Annotated in this window: 18 protein-coding genes; 6 read left to right on the top strand and 12 right to left on the bottom strand. The window is 49.8% G+C overall.

Going from position 1 to position 15,889, the window contains the following annotated elements; genetic code table 11:
• Nucleotides 1–153 precede the first annotated feature (153 nt).
• Both H583_RS0109950 and H583_RS0109945 read left to right on the top strand, forming a co-directional pair.
• Nucleotides 154–558, top strand: a complete 405-nt coding sequence (locus tag H583_RS0109950; RefSeq protein WP_028560336.1) for a hypothetical protein — start codon at nucleotides 154–156, stop codon at nucleotides 556–558.
• A gap of 93 nt (nucleotides 559–651) precedes the next feature.
• Nucleotides 652–1,389 (top strand): hypothetical protein, encoded by a 738-nt coding sequence (locus H583_RS0109945; RefSeq protein WP_028560335.1) that lies wholly within the window; start codon nucleotides 652–654, stop codon nucleotides 1,387–1,389.
• 106 nt (nucleotides 1,390–1,495) lie between these two features.
• Here the strand turns inward: H583_RS0109945 and bcp are convergent, their stop codons facing one another.
• The 4 genes from bcp to H583_RS0109925 form a co-directional block, all read right to left on the bottom strand.
• Nucleotides 1,496–1,963 (bottom strand): thioredoxin-dependent thiol peroxidase, encoded by a 468-nt coding sequence (gene bcp, locus H583_RS0109940; RefSeq protein ID WP_028560334.1) that lies wholly within the window; start codon nucleotides 1,961–1,963, stop codon nucleotides 1,496–1,498.
• Between the two features lie 189 nt (nucleotides 1,964–2,152).
• Nucleotides 2,153–2,944, bottom strand: coding sequence for an ABC transporter permease (locus tag H583_RS0109935; protein WP_028560333.1), 792 nt, complete (start codon nucleotides 2,942–2,944; stop codon nucleotides 2,153–2,155).
• A gap of 4 nt (nucleotides 2,945–2,948) precedes the next feature.
• Nucleotides 2,949–3,743 (bottom strand): ABC transporter permease, encoded by a 795-nt coding sequence (locus H583_RS0109930; protein WP_028560332.1) that lies wholly within the window; start codon nucleotides 3,741–3,743, stop codon nucleotides 2,949–2,951.
• Nucleotides 3,740–4,744: an ABC transporter ATP-binding protein gene (locus H583_RS0109925; RefSeq protein ID WP_028560331.1), complete on the bottom strand. Its 1,005-nt coding sequence runs from the start codon at nucleotides 4,742–4,744 to the stop codon at nucleotides 3,740–3,742. The genes H583_RS0109930 and H583_RS0109925 overlap by 4 nt, the downstream gene beginning before the upstream one ends.
• A 410-nt stretch (nucleotides 4,745–5,154) precedes the next feature.
• Between H583_RS0109925 and H583_RS0109920 the strand changes: the two genes are divergently transcribed.
• The 3 genes from H583_RS0109920 to H583_RS0109910 all read left to right on the top strand — a co-directional run bounded on the left by H583_RS0109920 (nucleotide 5,155) and on the right by H583_RS0109910 (nucleotide 8,677).
• Nucleotides 5,155–6,252, top strand: a complete 1,098-nt coding sequence (locus H583_RS0109920) for an LCP family protein (protein ID WP_028560330.1) — start codon at nucleotides 5,155–5,157, stop codon at nucleotides 6,250–6,252.
• 141 nt (nucleotides 6,253–6,393) lie between these two features.
• The gene (locus H583_RS0109915; protein WP_028560329.1) at nucleotides 6,394–7,713 is read left to right on the top strand and encodes a glutamate-1-semialdehyde 2,1-aminomutase; all 1,320 of its coding nucleotides are present in this window, start codon (nucleotides 6,394–6,396) and stop codon (nucleotides 7,711–7,713) included.
• A gap of 7 nt (nucleotides 7,714–7,720) precedes the next feature.
• Nucleotides 7,721–8,677, top strand: coding sequence for an acetylxylan esterase (locus H583_RS0109910; RefSeq protein ID WP_028560328.1), 957 nt, complete (start codon nucleotides 7,721–7,723; stop codon nucleotides 8,675–8,677).
• 68 nt (nucleotides 8,678–8,745) lie between these two features.
• On the opposite strand, the gene H583_RS0109905 is transcribed toward H583_RS0109910, so the two are convergent.
• The 5 genes from H583_RS0109905 to H583_RS0109885 all read right to left on the bottom strand — a co-directional run bounded on the left by H583_RS0109905 (nucleotide 8,746) and on the right by H583_RS0109885 (nucleotide 13,259).
• Complete coding sequence (locus tag H583_RS0109905) at nucleotides 8,746–9,819, bottom strand: ABC transporter substrate-binding protein (protein WP_028560327.1); 1,074 nt, start codon at nucleotides 9,817–9,819, stop codon at nucleotides 8,746–8,748.
• On the bottom strand, nucleotides 9,816–10,622 hold the full coding sequence (locus tag H583_RS0109900) for an ABC transporter permease (protein WP_028560326.1): 807 nt from the start codon (nucleotides 10,620–10,622) through the stop codon (nucleotides 9,816–9,818). The genes H583_RS0109905 and H583_RS0109900 overlap by 4 nt, the downstream gene beginning before the upstream one ends.
• Nucleotides 10,619–11,425 (bottom strand): ABC transporter permease, encoded by an 807-nt coding sequence (locus H583_RS0109895; RefSeq protein ID WP_028560325.1) that lies wholly within the window; start codon nucleotides 11,423–11,425, stop codon nucleotides 10,619–10,621. Before H583_RS0109895 ends, H583_RS0109900 begins: the two co-directional genes overlap by 4 nt.
• The gene (locus tag H583_RS0109890; protein WP_028560324.1) at nucleotides 11,422–12,531 is read right to left on the bottom strand and encodes an ABC transporter ATP-binding protein; all 1,110 of its coding nucleotides are present in this window, start codon (nucleotides 12,529–12,531) and stop codon (nucleotides 11,422–11,424) included. Before H583_RS0109890 ends, H583_RS0109895 begins: the two co-directional genes overlap by 4 nt.
• A gap of 104 nt (nucleotides 12,532–12,635) precedes the next feature.
• Complete coding sequence (locus H583_RS0109885; RefSeq protein ID WP_028560323.1) at nucleotides 12,636–13,259, bottom strand: fumarylacetoacetate hydrolase family protein; 624 nt, start codon at nucleotides 13,257–13,259, stop codon at nucleotides 12,636–12,638.
• 483 nt (nucleotides 13,260–13,742) lie between these two features.
• Here H583_RS0109885 and H583_RS0109880 point away from each other — a divergent pair, with 483 nt between their 5' ends.
• On the top strand, nucleotides 13,743–13,958 hold the full coding sequence (locus tag H583_RS0109880; protein WP_028560322.1) for a hypothetical protein: 216 nt from the start codon (nucleotides 13,743–13,745) through the stop codon (nucleotides 13,956–13,958).
• A 22-nt stretch (nucleotides 13,959–13,980) separates the two neighbouring features.
• Here H583_RS0109880 and H583_RS0109875 read toward each other — a convergent pair whose 3' ends face one another.
• From H583_RS0109875 to H583_RS0109865, 3 genes are read right to left on the bottom strand one after another with little or no spacing between them, the layout of a single operon-like run.
• Nucleotides 13,981–14,799, bottom strand: coding sequence for an ABC transporter permease subunit (locus H583_RS0109875; protein ID WP_028560321.1), 819 nt, complete (start codon nucleotides 14,797–14,799; stop codon nucleotides 13,981–13,983).
• Nucleotides 14,789–15,694: an ABC transporter ATP-binding protein gene (locus H583_RS0109870; protein ID WP_028560320.1), complete on the bottom strand. Its 906-nt coding sequence runs from the start codon at nucleotides 15,692–15,694 to the stop codon at nucleotides 14,789–14,791. The genes H583_RS0109875 and H583_RS0109870 overlap by 11 nt, the downstream gene beginning before the upstream one ends.
• Complete coding sequence (locus H583_RS0109865) at nucleotides 15,691–15,888, bottom strand: hypothetical protein (protein ID WP_036709081.1); 198 nt, start codon at nucleotides 15,886–15,888, stop codon at nucleotides 15,691–15,693. The genes H583_RS0109870 and H583_RS0109865 overlap by 4 nt, the downstream gene beginning before the upstream one ends.
• Nucleotide 15,889: the final 1 nt, after the last annotated feature.

The following is a 15,889-nucleotide window of genomic DNA, read 5'->3' as shown; positions in this document are numbered from 1 at the left end:
CCTGCACTCTACCTCTAGCAACCATTCTCTCCATTTCACTCTTCTTTTAATCCAATGATAGGGAAACATTAAGGACTGCTGCCCTGATAAAACTCCCTCCCACCGCAACATTCTTCCAGAAATTTACGTTTGGAAAACAAGGGGGATGAGTACATGAGACTGTTATGGAGCGGAATGATAATCGCAGCCCTTTTGATAGGCGGCTGCTCGGATTCAGGATGGAGCAGCTCTGGCGGCATCATGCAAAGTACAACCGTCAATCCTGTCCCTGCAGATTTCTTCAAGGAGAATGAGCAGGCAGATTTGTTCATGTGGGGAGATATCGTCTATGTACCTGCGGATACTCTGGAATGGGTACAACAGCTGAAGTTTGCCGGCAAAGAAAAAGTCGGGGAGATTACCGCCACGGGCGATCCGTCATCCACATGGGTGAACGGCATGTCCTCCCGCCTGCCGGAAGGAACAACGATTTACCAGCCGGCCCCAAAGTCCGGACTCGTGTTGATTGTTGAACTGAATGGCGTGGAAAAGCGTTATTTGGGGATGGTTGAAGGCTGAAAACCGAAGTACATAAATCATGCCCTTTATTTCACCCGGCACATGGGATAGGATAGAGTCATACAAATTGAGAGCAAACGGAAGGTAACCTGTATGATCTATCGTTATGAAACGGTTCAAAAAAACTATGAGGATCTGGCAAGCGGAAGAGTGCTGTACAATGCACACGGTACAACATCCTTTCCCGTCAGGCTTGCAAGTGAAATCTTGCAACGGTGCTTTGGCATCCTTGAAAGTAAAGGCGTGAAAGCCCCTTACTCCATCTATGATCCATGCTGCGGAGGCGCATATTTGCTGACAACAGCCGGGTTGCTTCACGGTGATAAACTCTCATCTGTCTATGCATCCGACATTAATTCCGATGTGCTCCAGATAGCGGAGCAAAACCTGTCCCTGCTGTCTGCCGGAGGACTTCATCAACGCAAGGAACAAATTAAAGAATATATCCGGCTTTATGACAAAGCCTCCCATAAGGAAGCATTAATAAGTGCAGATAAACTAAGCGGCAATCTGAGCCTTACCTCCATAGGAAAAGTCTCGGTATTCCCTCATGATATTACAAACGCAAGCCCCGGCAGCGAACTTCCGCACGCGGTCAATATCGTAATCACCGACCTGCCTTACGGGGACATTGTCACCTGGAAAAGTGAAAGCGAAAACCCGTTAACAGAATTTTTCGAGCATGTATATGAGCATCTGGCTGCTGCACAATCCGTCCTTGCCGTCATCGCTGATAAAAAGCAAAAGCTGCAGCACGAGAAGTTCAAAAGAATCGATCTCTCCAAAGCAGGAAAACGGCAGTTTGCCATTTTTGAACCTATAAAGTCTTAATGAATTGCACAAGGAAAAACAGACTCAAAAGCCAGCCAGAACATTCCGGCTAACCTGATCATACAAAAAAGCAGCCCCGCGGCTGCTTTTTACTATGTATGCTATTCTAGCTTTTCAAAGACTCCAGCACCTGCTCAATATGACCTTTCAGCTTCACCTTGCGCCATTCACGCAGCAGCCGTCCTTCCTCATCGATCAGGAACGTTGATCGTACAATTCCCATGTACTCCTTGCCGTACATCTTCTTCAATTGCCACACTCCATAGGCATCACATGCCTCATGCTCTGTATCCGCCAGCAGCACGAACGGCAGCTCATACTTCTCAATAAATTTCTTATGGGATTTGACATCATCTGTACTGATCCCGACCACGACGGCACCGCTGTCCTCAATATCCCCATATGCATCACGAAAACCGCAAGACTGCTGGGTACAGGTTGGCGTGTTGTCCTTCGGATAAAAGTACAGGATTACTTTTTTGCCGCGAAAATTGCTCAGCGACACCTGCTCCCCATTCGCAGCCGGCAGCGTAATCTCCGGTACAGGCTCACCAATTTTCAATACGTGCTCCATATTTTGTTTCTCCTTTCTTGCTTACTAAGAACAACAGCAGTTCCGTCCAAGGCATTACAGACCGCTAGTGACACATGTGCCAAGTCCTGCACCTTGCTGTCCAAGACATCACACTTGGGTTCCGCATGAACGAAACTGCTGCTATTGCTCAAATCACATGCCCGCCTTGTCCCCTGCTACAACTCCATTCTAGGAGCCTGCGCCTCTGTACCGTTTGACGCCATGATTCCAGAACAGCAGCGCTGCGGTAACAAACACCAGCCCGACAACAGGCGTCAGCAGCGCAAGCGGGCTATTATGCCCGCTGTCCATGTTCAGGAAAAACGAGGCCGGGTATACGCCCACAAAAGCAAATGGAATAATCCACGTCAGCACAAAACGGATAACCTTGTTATAAATACCGACCGGATAGCGGCCATAATTCTGAATATTATACATCAGCGGCGCAATTCCTGTCGGGGAATCGGAATAAAATCCGATCGCCGTTATCGCAATATAAATACCCGCATAGACGAGTACTGAACCGAGAACCAGCAAAATCATCATCAGAAAATCAGTAAAGTCAAAGGACAGCCCGAGCTGTGCCCCGGAAATAGCCATAATGACTGCACCGACCAGCGATCCGATCAAAGACGGCGGGTCCATATTCTCCAGCACGATTTGAGCCAGATTATGTGCCGGACGGGTGAGCACCCGGTCCATTTCCCCTTTGACAATATACCGCTCACTGAAATTCCACAGATTGAAGAAGGTGGTGAAAATGCCGTAAGGGATCATAAAATAACCGTATACGAATACGACTTCGGCCTGTGACCAGCCCCCAAGCGATTGTGTATGCTGGAAGACAACGAGAATAAAGATCAGATTCATACCCTGGAACAGCAAGTCTGACAACACTTCGATCCAGAAATCGGCACGGTAGGTCAGACGGGTCTTGGCGTAGTTTTTAAAATATTCCCAAAATAACTGCAAATAGATCATGTTCTTATCCTCCCTGCACGAACAGCCGGTGCCGCGCCTTTCTCCAAATCCACAGGATCGGCAGCAGCAGAACAGCAAACCAGAGCACCTGAAGCCCGAGCACCTGTAAGGCCATGCCGCCCTCCGTCCGTCCTGTGAAGACTGAACTTGGCAAATACGTGATCGCCTGGAACGGCAGCCACTTCATAATCGCCTCCAGCCATCCGGGGAAGAAGCTGACCGGAATAATAACGCCTGAGAACAAGTCAACCATGACCCGCTTCATGCGCATCATGCCCTCGTTATTTTCCACGTAAAAAGCGAACAGCCCGGTCAGCATGTTGATCTGGGTATTAATCAGGAAGCTGAAGACGAGCATCACGAAATAAATCAGCCATGTCTGAGGGCTTGTAGGCAGTGTAACCGGGAAAATAAGACATACAACCACCATTCCGGGCACCATAAAGAGCAGCAGGCGGAACAAGCCTTCTCCAAGCCCCTGCATCATTTTGACCAGCAGATAGGAATAAGGTCTGATAAACTGGATCGCTACGCTGCCGTCCCGGATTTCATTGGCAATCTCGCGGTCCAGGTTATTGAAGTAAAATGCCCGTGACATCCAGGATACGGCCACATAGGTTGTCATCTGTGCGACCGTAAATCCGCCAAGTGTCGGCTGATCCCCGTAGATCGCCTGCCACAAGAAATAATAAGCGCCAATGTTAATGGCATAAATGACAATACCGCTATAATAATTAACACGGTAAGCAAGCATCGTTAAAAACCGGATACGGATAATATCCAAATACGCATTATTCATGAAGACACCTTCTCCGATTGGTAAATCTCTCTGACGATCTCGTCCGTGTTGGTCTCAAAGATTTTAATGTCGCGAATTTCAGCTGCTCCTACGACACGCGACAGAGCCTCAGATACATTTACCGAATGAGGCAGCCACATCTTGGCTGTCAGATCATTCTCCGGCCTCCACTGTACATTCAGCCCCTCAGTCCAGCTGTCCATCTGCTCCTTCTTCACCGGATGCGCGAATTGGAACTGGATTTCCCTTCCTTTGCTCCAGTTGGATTTCAGCTTCTCCAGACTGCCGTCATAGATAATCGAGCCGTCATCCAGCATAATGACCCGCGAGCAGAGTGCCTCGATATCCTGAAGGTCATGTGTTGTAAGCAGAATGGTCGTGCCATACTCCTTGTTCAGTCCCATGAGGAAATCCCGAATTTCTGTCTTTACCAGAATATCCAGGCCGATCGTCGGTTCGTCCAGGAAAAGAATGGCCGGGTTATGCAGCAATGAAGCAACAAGTTCACAGCGCATGCGCTGGCCAAGGCTTAACTTGCGTACCGGACGGTTCAGAAGCTCGCCCAGTTGCAGCCGCTCTACCAGCTCATCCAGCCGCTTGCGGAAATCATTCTCCGGAACCCGGTATACCTTGCGCAGCAGATGAAAAGATTCGATTACACCGATATCCCACCAGAGCTGACTGCGCTGTCCGAATACGACGCCAATATTTTTTACAAACTTTTCCCTTTCTTTAAAAGGAACATAGCCGCCTACCTCTACCTTGCCTGATGTTGGCACCAGAATCCCTGTGAGCATCTTGATTGTGGTCGACTTCCCGGCCCCGTTCTCTCCGATATAGCCGCAAATCTCGCCTTGCGGAATCTGGAAACTAATCTGCTTGACGGCCTCTACTTCCGTATATTCTCTTCGCAAAAGGTCTTTTAGTGCCCCACCCAAGCCTTCGCGGTTTTTCTGCACTCTGAAGCTTTTTTGCAGCTTCTCTACATCAATCGCTAACATGAAAGTCTCCTGCTTCCTTCCCTTCGACATTTCCCGGGAAATTGTGTTATAGTTCTGAATAAAAGAAAATGACTTGCTTAGACAACCTCCGCAATTTATAATTTTATGATGATATGCTTTCTATCACAAGCATCATAATTGGCAGTACATCACTTCGTATTCTCTCCATCCCAGGTGCTTTTGCGACATGTATAAGCTTAATTCCGGATGGAATGAAATTCAAGTGTCAACATGTGTCATCTTTGTTTATGTAAAAAGGTAGTCACTATGCTGCTTGGCGGCAACTCTTGTTCATATGCTGAGATTAAGCCGGGACAAAAGCTAAAGCTGCAGCACCTGCATCACAGAGGTCACTTTGTTTTACACAAAATTTATTCATAAAAGAATATACGAATGGGTGATGAAACCAAATGTCTGCTAAAGACGACAAGAAAAAGAGAAAACCATGGAAAAAATCATGGAAAATGACTCTTTATGGCGTGCTTATTGTAGTTGTGCTTATTGCGGGATATGCAGCTTATCAGGGAGTTGGCATTTATAATGCGCTGGATAACTTCCAAAAGCCTGATGGCGAGTCGAGATTTGACCAGTTTACCCAAACCAGTTACACAGAGCCTCCGAAATGGGAAGGCACTGAACGTGTGAATATTGCGCTTCTTGGCGGTGACGGTCGTGAGGAGAACAGCAACGGCATTGCCCGTTCCGATTCCATCCTTATCGCATCCATTGATCCCGTCTCGAAGAAGGCTCATCTGTTCTCCGTATTGAGGGATACCTATGTTGATATTCCGGGATACGGCAAGCAGCGAATCAACACTGCCATTACGTTTGGGGGACCAAACCTGGCAATGGAAGCAGTCGGCAATCTACTTGGCCTAAAAATTCAATATTACGTCTATGCCGAATTCGAAGGTTTCAAGTCCTTGATTGACGCCATGGGCGGCATTGATTTTGAAGTCGAGAAAGATATGAACTATGTTGATAAAGCAGACGGACACAAGTATGATATCCATCTAAAAAAGGGCCTGCAGCATCTCGACGGAGACAAAGCACTCCAATATGTACGCTTCCGCCATGATGCGTTGTCCGATTTCACGCGCACCGAACGTCAGCGCAATTTCATGCAGGCAGTAGCGACAGAGCTGCAATCCTCATGGAATTTGCTGCGGATGAAAGAAATATTGGAGAGCGTCCAGGATTATATTGAAACAAATCTGGACGTACAGGATATGCTCAAGCTTGGACAGCTTGGACTTGGCATTCATATGGCCGGCTCCGCACAGGTGCCTGCAATGGATCAGCTGTATGATTTGAAAGTTGGAGGCGCGTCTGTGCTTGGCGTCCGCAATGAAGCCAAGGTGCATGAATACGTCCAGGAGCTTCTGCAGCAGGATGAATCGCTGGCCAATCCGGAAGAACCCACCAAAGACGGTGGTACTGCCGATAACAAGGACACAGCAAGTGAAGTTAATGGCAGCAAGCCGGGCGATAAGAAAAATCGTTCCTGATTCCTTTTATTATGGACTTCTGCATTTCGATTATGAGTTATAATTAAGGCAGGCGAGCCGTCTGATTTTGACGGCAGCCTGTCTTTTCCATTTTATTCGGATGTATTCCAACATCCATCAACGCAAGGAGGCCCTATTACGATGTCAACTGAGCAACGTCCAAATTCTTCACGCCTGTATGAAGAGGCGCTCGAACATATTGTCGGCGGGGTGAATAGTCCGTCCCGCTCCTTCAAGGCTGTAGGCGGCGGTGCCCCTGTCTTTATGAAACGTGCAAGCGGCGCCCGCTTCTGGGATGTTGACGACAACCAGTATATTGATTATCTGGCTGCCTACGGCCCTATCATTACCGGACATGCCCATCCCCATGTTACGGAAGCCATTATTCGCGCAGCACAGAACGGCACCCTATACGGCACGCCGACAGAGCTGGAGATCAAGCTGGCCCGAATGCTGAAAGAAGCGATCCCGTCCATGGATAAGGTACGCTTCGTCAATTCCGGCACAGAGGCTGTTATGACCACCATCCGCGTCGCTCGTGCGTACACGGGACGCAGCAAGATTATCAAGTTCGCCGGCTGTTACCACGGCCACTCCGATCTCGTGCTGGTTGCGGCAGGATCGGGTCCTTCCACACTTGGCATTCCAGATAGCGCCGGCGTGCCGGTCAGCATCGCCAATGAGGTCATCACCGTTCCATTCAATGATCCGGACAGTCTGCGGACTGCGCTGGAGCGTTGGGGCGATGAGGTCGCTGCGGTTATGGTTGAGCCGATTGTCGGCAATTTCGGCATGGTGATGCCCAAGCCCGGATTTCTGGAAGAACTGTGCAAGCTGACGCGGGCTGCGGGAGCGCTCGTCATCTATGATGAAGTCATTAGCGCCTTCCGTTTCCACTACGGAAGCTCCCAAACCTATGCTGCCTTCTCTGACCATGCGGCAATCGAGCCTGACCTGACAGCGCTTGGCAAAATTATTGGCGGCGGGCTGCCAATCGGGGCTTACGGCGGCCGAAAAAATATAATGGAGCAGGTTGCCCCACTCGGTCCCGCCTATCAGGCAGGAACGATGGCAGGCAATCCGGCTTCCATCTCGGCAGGCATTGCTTGCCTAGAGGTACTAAAGGCTCCTGGTGTATATGAGCAGATGGAGAGACAGGCTGTACGTCTGGCTCAAGGCATTCAGGGAGCAGCTGATGAAAATGGAGTTGCGCTGACCATCAATCGCATTCGCGGCGCATTCTCTACCCATTTCTGCAATCATCCGATAACCAACTACGATGAAGCGCAGGATACAGACAGCGAGCAGTTCGCCAAGTTTTTCCGTCTGATGCTGGATCAGGGCGTATGTCTGGCACCATCCAAATATGAGGCCTGGTTCCTGACGACAGCCCATACGGATGAAGATATTGAATATACGATTTCCGCTGCTGCCAAAGCTTTCGCCGCCATGAGGAGGTAATCCCAGGGTGAATGCCATCGAGAAACGAGTTCAGGAGCTTCATCAGATTAGAAGCGTTACAAGCCCGCCACAAGATCTGGAGCAATATTGGAGACGCAATATAGCAGAGGCGACAAGCGAGCCCTATACGGCTGACAGGACCCCGGAAACGACCTCAATGAAGATGAGGGTCGATCATGTCACTTACGAGGGCTTCGCCGGAACAACGATTCATGGACGATTAATGCTGCCTGAACAGGCTTCATCAAGCTCACCTTGTCCTTGCCTGCTCACCTTCCCCGGCTACAACGGCGGGCCGATCTCGCCGGATCATTCCGCCTATTGGGTCAGTCTGGGCATTGGCGTATTTGCCCTGGATGTCCGTGGACAAGGCGGCGAGAGCGGCAATACGCTCGGAAGCAGCTTCGGCATGACCAAAGGCTGGATCACGGAGGGAATTCTTGATCTGGAGCATATGTATTACAAGGCGATTGTCTTCGATGCCTTGCGTGCGGCAGACTGGCTGTTCCTCCAGCCGGAGATAGATTCCGACAAGGTAGGCATTACCGGTGCAAGCCAGGGCGGCGGGATGGCGCTGATTGTCTCTGCACTTGAACCTAGAATCAGCCTGACAATTGCCGATATTCCGAACCTGTGCCATCTCGATTATGGACTGTTCCATTCCACCAGTTCGCTGACCGAGCTTCAACAGTTTGTCAGGTTCTACCCGCAGCATTTGGATACGGTGCTTAACCATCTGAATTATTTTGACATGATACATTTGGCCCACCGCCTTCATGCACCGCTGCTGATGTCAGTCGGTCTCAAGGATACCGTATGCATGCCGGAACAGATTTTTCCGGCCTATCATGCAGCAGCATCGGCCATAAAGCAGCTGGAGATCTATCCGTTCACCGGCCATCATGTGGAGGATGCCCAGCGGCAAAAAGCCATGAAATTTGCCGTCAAACATTTGCTTTCATGATATAAAAAAAGACTCCATCCCTTATCCTTTTGTAACGGATAAACGGATGGAGCCATTTTTATTTGAGCTTATTTTCGATGCATCTTGAACTCCAGGAACAGCTCATTATAATGAGACAGCATCCGTGGCCCTAGATTTTCATAGACTTCAAGCTTGGACGTCATCTCCGGGTCCGGATAGAACCGCTCATCGCCTGAAATGTCTTCCGGCAGCAGTTCCAATGCCTTCGCATTTGGCGTCGAATAGCCGACATATTCGGTATTCTGGGCGTTGACCTCCGGGTCCAGCATGAAGTTGATAAACTTATGGGCACCTTCGATATTGGTCGCTGATTTCGGGATCACCATGTTGTCGAACCACAGATTCGTCCCTTCCTTCGGCACCACATAATCCAGCTTCTCATTCTCGCTCATTATTTCCGATGCGTCACCAGACCATACGACACCGATTGCCGCTTCTTCTCCGGCCAGCAGCATCTTGATCTCGTCTCCAACGATCGCTTTGACATTCGGCGTGAGCAGATTCAACCTGCGCAGCGCCTCCTGTAAATGACCTTCATCCGTATCATTCAGCGAGTAGCCCAGAGCGTTCAGGCTCATGCCGATGACCTCACGCGCCCCGTCTACGAGCAGAATCTGGTTGCGCAGGCTCTCGTCCCACAGATCTGACCATTTGTGAATCTCACGGCCGCCGAGCATCTCCGGGTTGTATACAATTCCGACCGTCCCCCAGAAATACGGGATGGAGTATTGGTTGTCGTGGTCAAAGGATAGATCCATGAACCGCTTGTCCACATACTTCAGGTTCGGAATTTTGGAATGGTCAATCGGCAAAAGCAGTCCTTCCTGCTTCATTTTGCTGATCGCGTACTCCGAAGGAATACTGACGTCATAGGAAGTGCCGCCTTGGGCAATCTTTGTCATCATCGCTTCGTTGGAGTCAAAGGTCTGGTAGATGACCTTGATGCCGGTCTCCTTCTCAAAGCGCGCGAGCAATTCGGGATCGATATAGTCCCCCCAGTTGTAGATCGTCAGCGTGTCTTTCCCCCGGAAACCCTGCGATGTATTGAGCCAGTTGGTCAAATACAGCAGCGCAGCGGTAATTATGATGACAGCCGCCGTCATGCGTACGAGCTGCTTCATGGTCCCACCTCCGCATTCGCAGGCTTGCCGTTCGTTCTCCGGTGAATGAAATAGTAGCCGACAACAAGCAGCGCAGTGAACAGGAACAGCAGCGTCGACAACGCATTGATGGACAGCGACACACCATGGCGCGCTCTGGAATAAATCTCTACCGACAGCGTGGAGAAGCCGTTGCCTGTCACAAAGAAGGTAACTGCAAAGTCATCCAATGAATAGGTTAACGCCATAAAGAAACCCGCAAAGATGCCCGGCTTGATAAAGGGCAGCGTCACCTTCGTCAGAACTTCCCAGCGGCTTGCGCCCAGATCACGAGCCGCGTCAATGAGTGTCGGACTCATTTCCTCCAGCTTGGGCAACACCATAAGCACCACAATCGGAACACTAAATGCAATATGCGAGATCAGCACCGAGCTGAATCCGAGCTGCAAGCCTATCATCGTAAACAAAATCAGGAAGGATGCCCCGATAATGACGTCCGGGCTGACGATAAGCACATTGTTAAGGGACAGCAGCGTATGCTTGGAACGCAGCCGTCTGACCTGCCTGATCGCCAATGCGCCGATGACACCCAGAATGGTGGAAATCAGCGACGACAACAGTGCGATAACCAATGTGTTCAGTACAATAATGAGCAGCCGGGTGTCGGAGAACACCTCGCCGTACCATTCCAGTGTGAAGCTCTCGAATTCCCTCATGGATCCGCCGCTGTTGAAGGAATAGAACATCAGATAGAAGATCGGCGCGTACAAAATAAGAAACACAGCTGCCAGATACAGGTTTGACCATTTGATGCCCCGTCTCATTTTGTCCCCCTTGCCTTGCGCCCGCCGGTCACAATCATAATCAGCGCCATCATCAGTACGAGGAATACCGCAATGGTAGCCCCCATGCCCCAGTCCTGCGTCACGAGGAAATGCTGCTCAATAGCTGTGCCGAGCGTAATGACCCGGTTCCCTGCAATAAGGCGTGTAATCATAAACAGCGAGAGCGCCGGGATAAATACGACCTGGCAGCCAGCCTTCACACCGCCCAGTGTAAGCGGGAATACAACACGGCGGAACGTTGTCCATGCTGATGCCCCCAGATCACGGGACGCGTAAATAAGCGAGGGTGACAGTTCCTCCAAAGCGTTGAAGATCGGCAGCACCATAAACGGAATAAAGATATATACCGATACGAAGATAAAGCTGAAATCCGTAAACAGGATTTGCTTCGTCCCGATGCCGATTAGCTCCAGGAACCCGTTAGCAAAGCCGTACGTTCCGAACAAGCCGATAAACGCATAAGCCTTGAGCAGCAGATTAATCCAGCTTGGCAAAATAATCAGCAGCAGCCAAAGCTGCTTATGCTTCGTCTTCGTAATCAAATATGCCGTTGGATATGCAATCAGCAGGGACCAGAACGTAATCAGGAACGCGTACCAGAACGAGCTGAGTGTCATTTTCAAATAAACGGGCGTAAAAAATTTTACGTAATTGGACAGCGTAAACTGTCCCTCCACATCGAACAGCGAATAGTACACGATGAGCGCAATCGGAGCGATGACGAACAGCCCGATCCAGAGCAGATAAGGGACCAGATACAAATTACGCGCTCTGCTGGTCATGCCTGTACCGCTCCCGCTTCACTATAGCCCTCCAGCCGTCTGTCGAACTCCTCCTCGGATTCGCCAAACCGCATAACATGAATGGCCTCCGGATCAAAATCCAGCCCGGTCTTCGAGCCTACCGCTGTCTTCTTCGTAGAGTGGACAAGCCATCTGTTGCCTGCGTCATCAGAGCCAATGATCTCATAATGAACGCCGCGGAACAGTTGGGAATCAACTGTAATTTGCAACTTGCCCTGATCAGGAGCAACCATCTCCAAATCCTCCGGACGAATGACGATCTCGACCGCCTCGTCCGGGCGCAGCCCCTTGTCCACACACTCAAACGGCTTGCCTGCAAATTCAACCAGATAGTCGCGCAGCATCCGGCCGGGAACGATATTTGATTCCCCGATGAAATCAGCGACAAAGCGGTTAATCGGTTCATCATAAATATCTGTCGGCGTCCCGCTCTGCTGGATGATCCCTTGATCAAGCACGAAAATCTCATCAGACATCGCCAGCGCTTCCTCTTGGTCATGCGTGACAAAGATAAACGTAATGCCAAGGCGGCGCTGCAGCTCCCGCAGCTCGTACTGCATCTCTGTTCGCAGCTTCAGATCGAGTGCGGACAGCGGCTCGTCCAGCAAAATAATTTCCGGCTCATTCACAATGGCGCGCGCAATGGCAACCCGCTGCCGCTGACCTCCGGACATTTCGGTAATTTCACGCGTTTCGTAACCGGCAAGGTTGACAAAGCGCAGCGCATCGGTCACCTTTTTAACAATTTCAGCCTTCTTCAGCTTCTTGATGCGCAGCCCGAATGCTACATTCTCGAATACATTCAAATGGGGAAACAGCGCATAGTCCTGAAATACGGTGTTGACCTGACGCTTCTCGGCAGGCACCCGGTTGATCACTTTTCCGTTAAAATAAATGTTTCCTTCCGACGGCTCCATAAAGCCTGCAATCAGGCGCAGAATCGTCGTCTTGCCGCAGCCCGACGGCCCAAGCAGCGTATAGAAGCGGCCTCTCTTGATTTCAAAGCTGACCGCCTTGAGTACCGGAGGATCATTATCATACCGCTTCGTCACCTGTTCGAAACGGATGATGGTCTCATCAGACATCCGCAGCTCTCCTCCTTTCAACAGGGCAAAATAATAAGGGAGATCAATTTTATCAAAGTTTCATTATATCTTTTTTCACCCAAACTGCAATGGTTTGGCCTAAATCAAAAAGCGAAACGGCAGGACCCCAGCAGCGTCTCTCCCCAATACAGCTCCATCTCATCCTGGTCACTGATTTGCCCGACTCCGGCCGGTGTTCCTGTGAAAATCACGTCACCCTCGCCCAGTCCGTAATGGAGTCCGATGTGGTCAATCAGCGTTTGCAGATCAAAGATCATATCCCGGATATTGCCGCGCTGGCGCTCTTCCCCGTTAATCTTCAAAGAAAAGGATGCCGCTGCAAGCTGTGGCAGTCCTTCGAAGCGGAGGAACGGAGTAATGGGAGCCGAATTCTTAAAGCCCTTGGCCTTAAGCCATGGAAGCTGCTTGGCCTTTAACTCCGCCTGTACGTCACGAAGCGTCAAGTCGAGCCCAAGCGCAAAATCGCTGATCAGTTCCTCCGCCTTTGCCCCCGGCTCATAGGTCCGGGCAATCCGGATCACCAGCTCTGCTTCATAATGAACCGAGCCCAATCGATCCGGCAACTGGACGGTACCGCCATCCATCAGAACCGCCGCATGAGACGGCTTCATGAAAATTAACGGACTTTCCGGAACCGCATTGCCCAGTTCTGCGGCATGGAGCGTGTAGTTTCTTCCGACAGCATACATGTTTTTGATCACAGACATATGTATCCCTCCTTATAGCATTGCCAATTCGACGCACTTCTCCGCATACACAGGGAAATCCGTCATCATTCACATGACAAACAAAGCCCGGAAAACAGGCATTTTTCATTTGTTTATATTTTATATCCTTAACCGATTATAGCATTAAGTAACCCCGGAAAGGTTAAATCCATGCTAACCTTGGGATGTGTTTTTGGTCCTGTTTTTGCTAAAATGGAGAGATCGAACAACGGCTCAACTAAGAACCAGCGGTTGACCACTGTAAGCAGCTTGAGCGGAGAGAAAGAGGGAGGCTGGAGAAGCGTAGCGTTCGCCTTTGTTCGCGGATTTCAACCACGTATAGGGAGGAATACAGGAAATCCGGGAACAACAGCGATCGGAAGTCCCCTCTTTCTCGCAGCGTTGCTTCAGCGTTCCGTGTCAACTATCGATTTTGAGCCCGAACAACAGTCAATAAGGTGCTTAAAGAGAGGAGAATTCCAGATGGCAATCAATTACCGGCTTACAGCCGATCCGGATTTTCAGGAAGCTGTCGATCAGCAGATTCATGTCCGTGTATTCAAGGACGATCTGCTGATCGAATCCAGCGCTGTCATTATCCGTTTCGACGAGAAGCTTGTGGTTACCCAATCCGGCGTGAGCGAGGTTACCTATCATAATCGCGGAGATTGTGAATTTTTTGCTCTGCGCAAACGTTGATGAATGTACTTGTAACCGATTATTATTGAATTTGGCGTTCAAACAGCAAACCACGCTGATTCAGCTTGGCGATCAGAACCAGCAGTACCAGATTCAACCCCATTAGGGCGCCGCCAAGCACCAGCAAGACAAGCGGGCTCATCAGCACGACTCCCGTTGATTGGCCGACCAGCAGGCCGACGATGGGAAGAACAATAACGCCTGCTATCTGCTGTGCTTCCTGAAAGCCCTTTGAGCGGGCCGATACAAGCACACTGAACAAAATCGCACTTATTGTAAAAACAGGAATCACCCAGAATAATAGAATGAACCAGTTCAAGGATGGAAATATGATCGATCCAAACATCGGATAAGCGAGCACGTTCATGATGATCCCGCCAACCAGGAAGCTGGCAAGTGTCGAAGCATAAGCGGGTATAAATGAAGCGAGCAGCTTTCCGATAAATAAATCTTTAATTTCAATAGGGGCAAACAGCAAACTCTCCAGTGTCCGTCTTTCTTTCTCCCCCACAAAGCTGTTTACTGCAATCATCATCGCATTGATGACCGGAATCAGCATGAATATCGGGACAAGCATATATTGCGTCATAAAATATACAAAACGATGATTAACCGTCGGCATTGATATCTTATCCGGGATAGAAAGATGTTCGAGAAGCAGCATGATTCTTCCGTTCCCCAAGGCTAAAATATCCGCCCACCGTCCGATACTGACAATTGCGGCCGGTATCAGCACGCCAAGAATAAGGGGGAGCAATATGAGAGAAATCCATACCTTTCCCGTTTTTCGGGTCATCTTCATATCCTTGTCCGCAATAGCAATGATTTTATTATAGTTCATGGCAGCGCCGCCTCACTTCAAAATATATGGACTCCAGACTGCGGTTCATAATTTGCACCTCATGCACCCACGAGATTCGAAGCATCAGACGCAGCAGGTCTGAGATTGCCTGTTCATCCTGCAAATGAAATTCCAGAAGCTGCTCCCCTGCTTCCCGGACCTGATATCCGCTGAGTTCAGATGAGCCGGCCCGCAAGCCCGTCTTTACATGAATTACAATCTTGCCCGCATATTTGCGTTCCAGCTCTTCCAGCGTACCCTTCTCAATCAGCCTTCCCTGGTCGATGAACAAATAAGAAGAGCAGACATCTTCCAACTGATGCAGCACATGCGAACAAATGAGAATCGTTGTCCCTTGTTCTTCATTCAATTTTCGCAAGTAACCAATCATATCCCGGATGCCATCAGGGTCAAGACCATTGGTCGGCTCATCAAGAAACAACAGCTTGGGTTCATGCAGCAACGCCTTGGCGATTGCAAGCCGTTTTTTCATCCCGGTGCTGTACTTCCCAATCAGCTTGTCCTCGTGCTCCTTAAGTTCAAACTCCATCAGCAGCTGGTCAATGCGTCTTTGCGGTTGCTTCACACCATACAGCCTTGCAAAAAAATTCAGATTCTCCCTTGCCGTCAACTCCGGATATAGCCCGGCGCTTTCTGTCACGACACCGCTGAGCTGCCGGATTGTGTTTCCATGCACAGTGGCACGCTGTCCGTCGATATGGATCATTCCATGATCCGGTGTAATGACGTCATTCATCAGCCGGATCATCGTTGTTTTCCCCGCACCGTTTGGTCCCAGAAGCCCAACGACCTCCCCTTGGGCAATATGGAAGGATACATCGTGAATAACCGGCTTTCCGCCTATGCTTTTGCTAACCTCGTCTACCTTAATCATGCCCTTCCCCCTTTCTTCCTGACGAACAGCAGATAAATCAGCAGATAGGTCGGGAATTGAATGAGCCCAAGCAGACCCCAAAGCCATTTGTTATGACCGTTTCGTCCGGCATCCCTGAACATCCACGATCCCTGCACCAGCAAAATGATTACGGCAATGGCGATAATCATCATATTGAACGGAGTATCCATCATA

It is taken from the genome of Paenibacillus pinihumi DSM 23905 = JCM 16419, from assembly GCF_000422505.1.
GTDB lineage: Bacteria > Bacillota > Bacilli > Paenibacillales > Paenibacillaceae > Paenibacillus_D > Paenibacillus_D pinihumi.
The sequence above is the reverse complement of the archived record's forward strand: the minus strand, read 5'-3'. Positions and strand labels throughout refer to the sequence as shown.

Coding starts and splice junctions, on each gene's coding strand:
- H583_RS0109950 (WP_028560336.1), top strand. CDS start 154: ATGAGACTGTTATGGAGCGGAATGATAATCGCAGCCCTTTTGATAGGC.
- H583_RS0109945 (WP_028560335.1), top strand. CDS start 652: ATGATCTATCGTTATGAAACGGTTCAAAAAAACTATGAGGATCTGGCA.
- bcp (WP_028560334.1), bottom strand. CDS start 1,963: ATGGAGCACGTATTGAAAATTGGTGAGCCTGTACCGGAGATTACGCTG.
- H583_RS0109935 (WP_028560333.1), bottom strand. CDS start 2,944: ATGATCTATTTGCAGTTATTTTGGGAATATTTTAAAAACTACGCCAAG.
- H583_RS0109930 (WP_028560332.1), bottom strand. CDS start 3,743: ATGAATAATGCGTATTTGGATATTATCCGTATCCGGTTTTTAACGATG.
- H583_RS0109925 (WP_028560331.1), bottom strand. CDS start 4,744: ATGTTAGCGATTGATGTAGAGAAGCTGCAAAAAAGCTTCAGAGTGCAG.
- H583_RS0109920 (WP_028560330.1), top strand. CDS start 5,155: ATGTCTGCTAAAGACGACAAGAAAAAGAGAAAACCATGGAAAAAATCA.
- H583_RS0109915 (WP_028560329.1), top strand. CDS start 6,394: ATGTCAACTGAGCAACGTCCAAATTCTTCACGCCTGTATGAAGAGGCG.
- H583_RS0109905 (WP_028560327.1), bottom strand. CDS start 9,819: ATGAAGCAGCTCGTACGCATGACGGCGGCTGTCATCATAATTACCGCT.
- H583_RS0109900 (WP_028560326.1), bottom strand. CDS start 10,622: ATGAGACGGGGCATCAAATGGTCAAACCTGTATCTGGCAGCTGTGTTT.
- H583_RS0109895 (WP_028560325.1), bottom strand. CDS start 11,425: ATGACCAGCAGAGCGCGTAATTTGTATCTGGTCCCTTATCTGCTCTGG.
- H583_RS0109890 (WP_028560324.1), bottom strand. CDS start 12,531: ATGTCTGATGAGACCATCATCCGTTTCGAACAGGTGACGAAGCGGTAT.
- H583_RS0109885 (WP_028560323.1), bottom strand. CDS start 13,259: ATGTCTGTGATCAAAAACATGTATGCTGTCGGAAGAAACTACACGCTC.
- H583_RS0109880 (WP_028560322.1), top strand. CDS start 13,743: ATGGCAATCAATTACCGGCTTACAGCCGATCCGGATTTTCAGGAAGCT.
- H583_RS0109875 (WP_028560321.1), bottom strand. CDS start 14,799: ATGAACTATAATAAAATCATTGCTATTGCGGACAAGGATATGAAGATG.
- H583_RS0109870 (WP_028560320.1), bottom strand. CDS start 15,694: ATGATTAAGGTAGACGAGGTTAGCAAAAGCATAGGCGGAAAGCCGGTT.
- H583_RS0109865 (WP_036709081.1), bottom strand. CDS start 15,888: ATGATGGATACTCCGTTCAATATGATGATTATCGCCATTGCCGTAATC.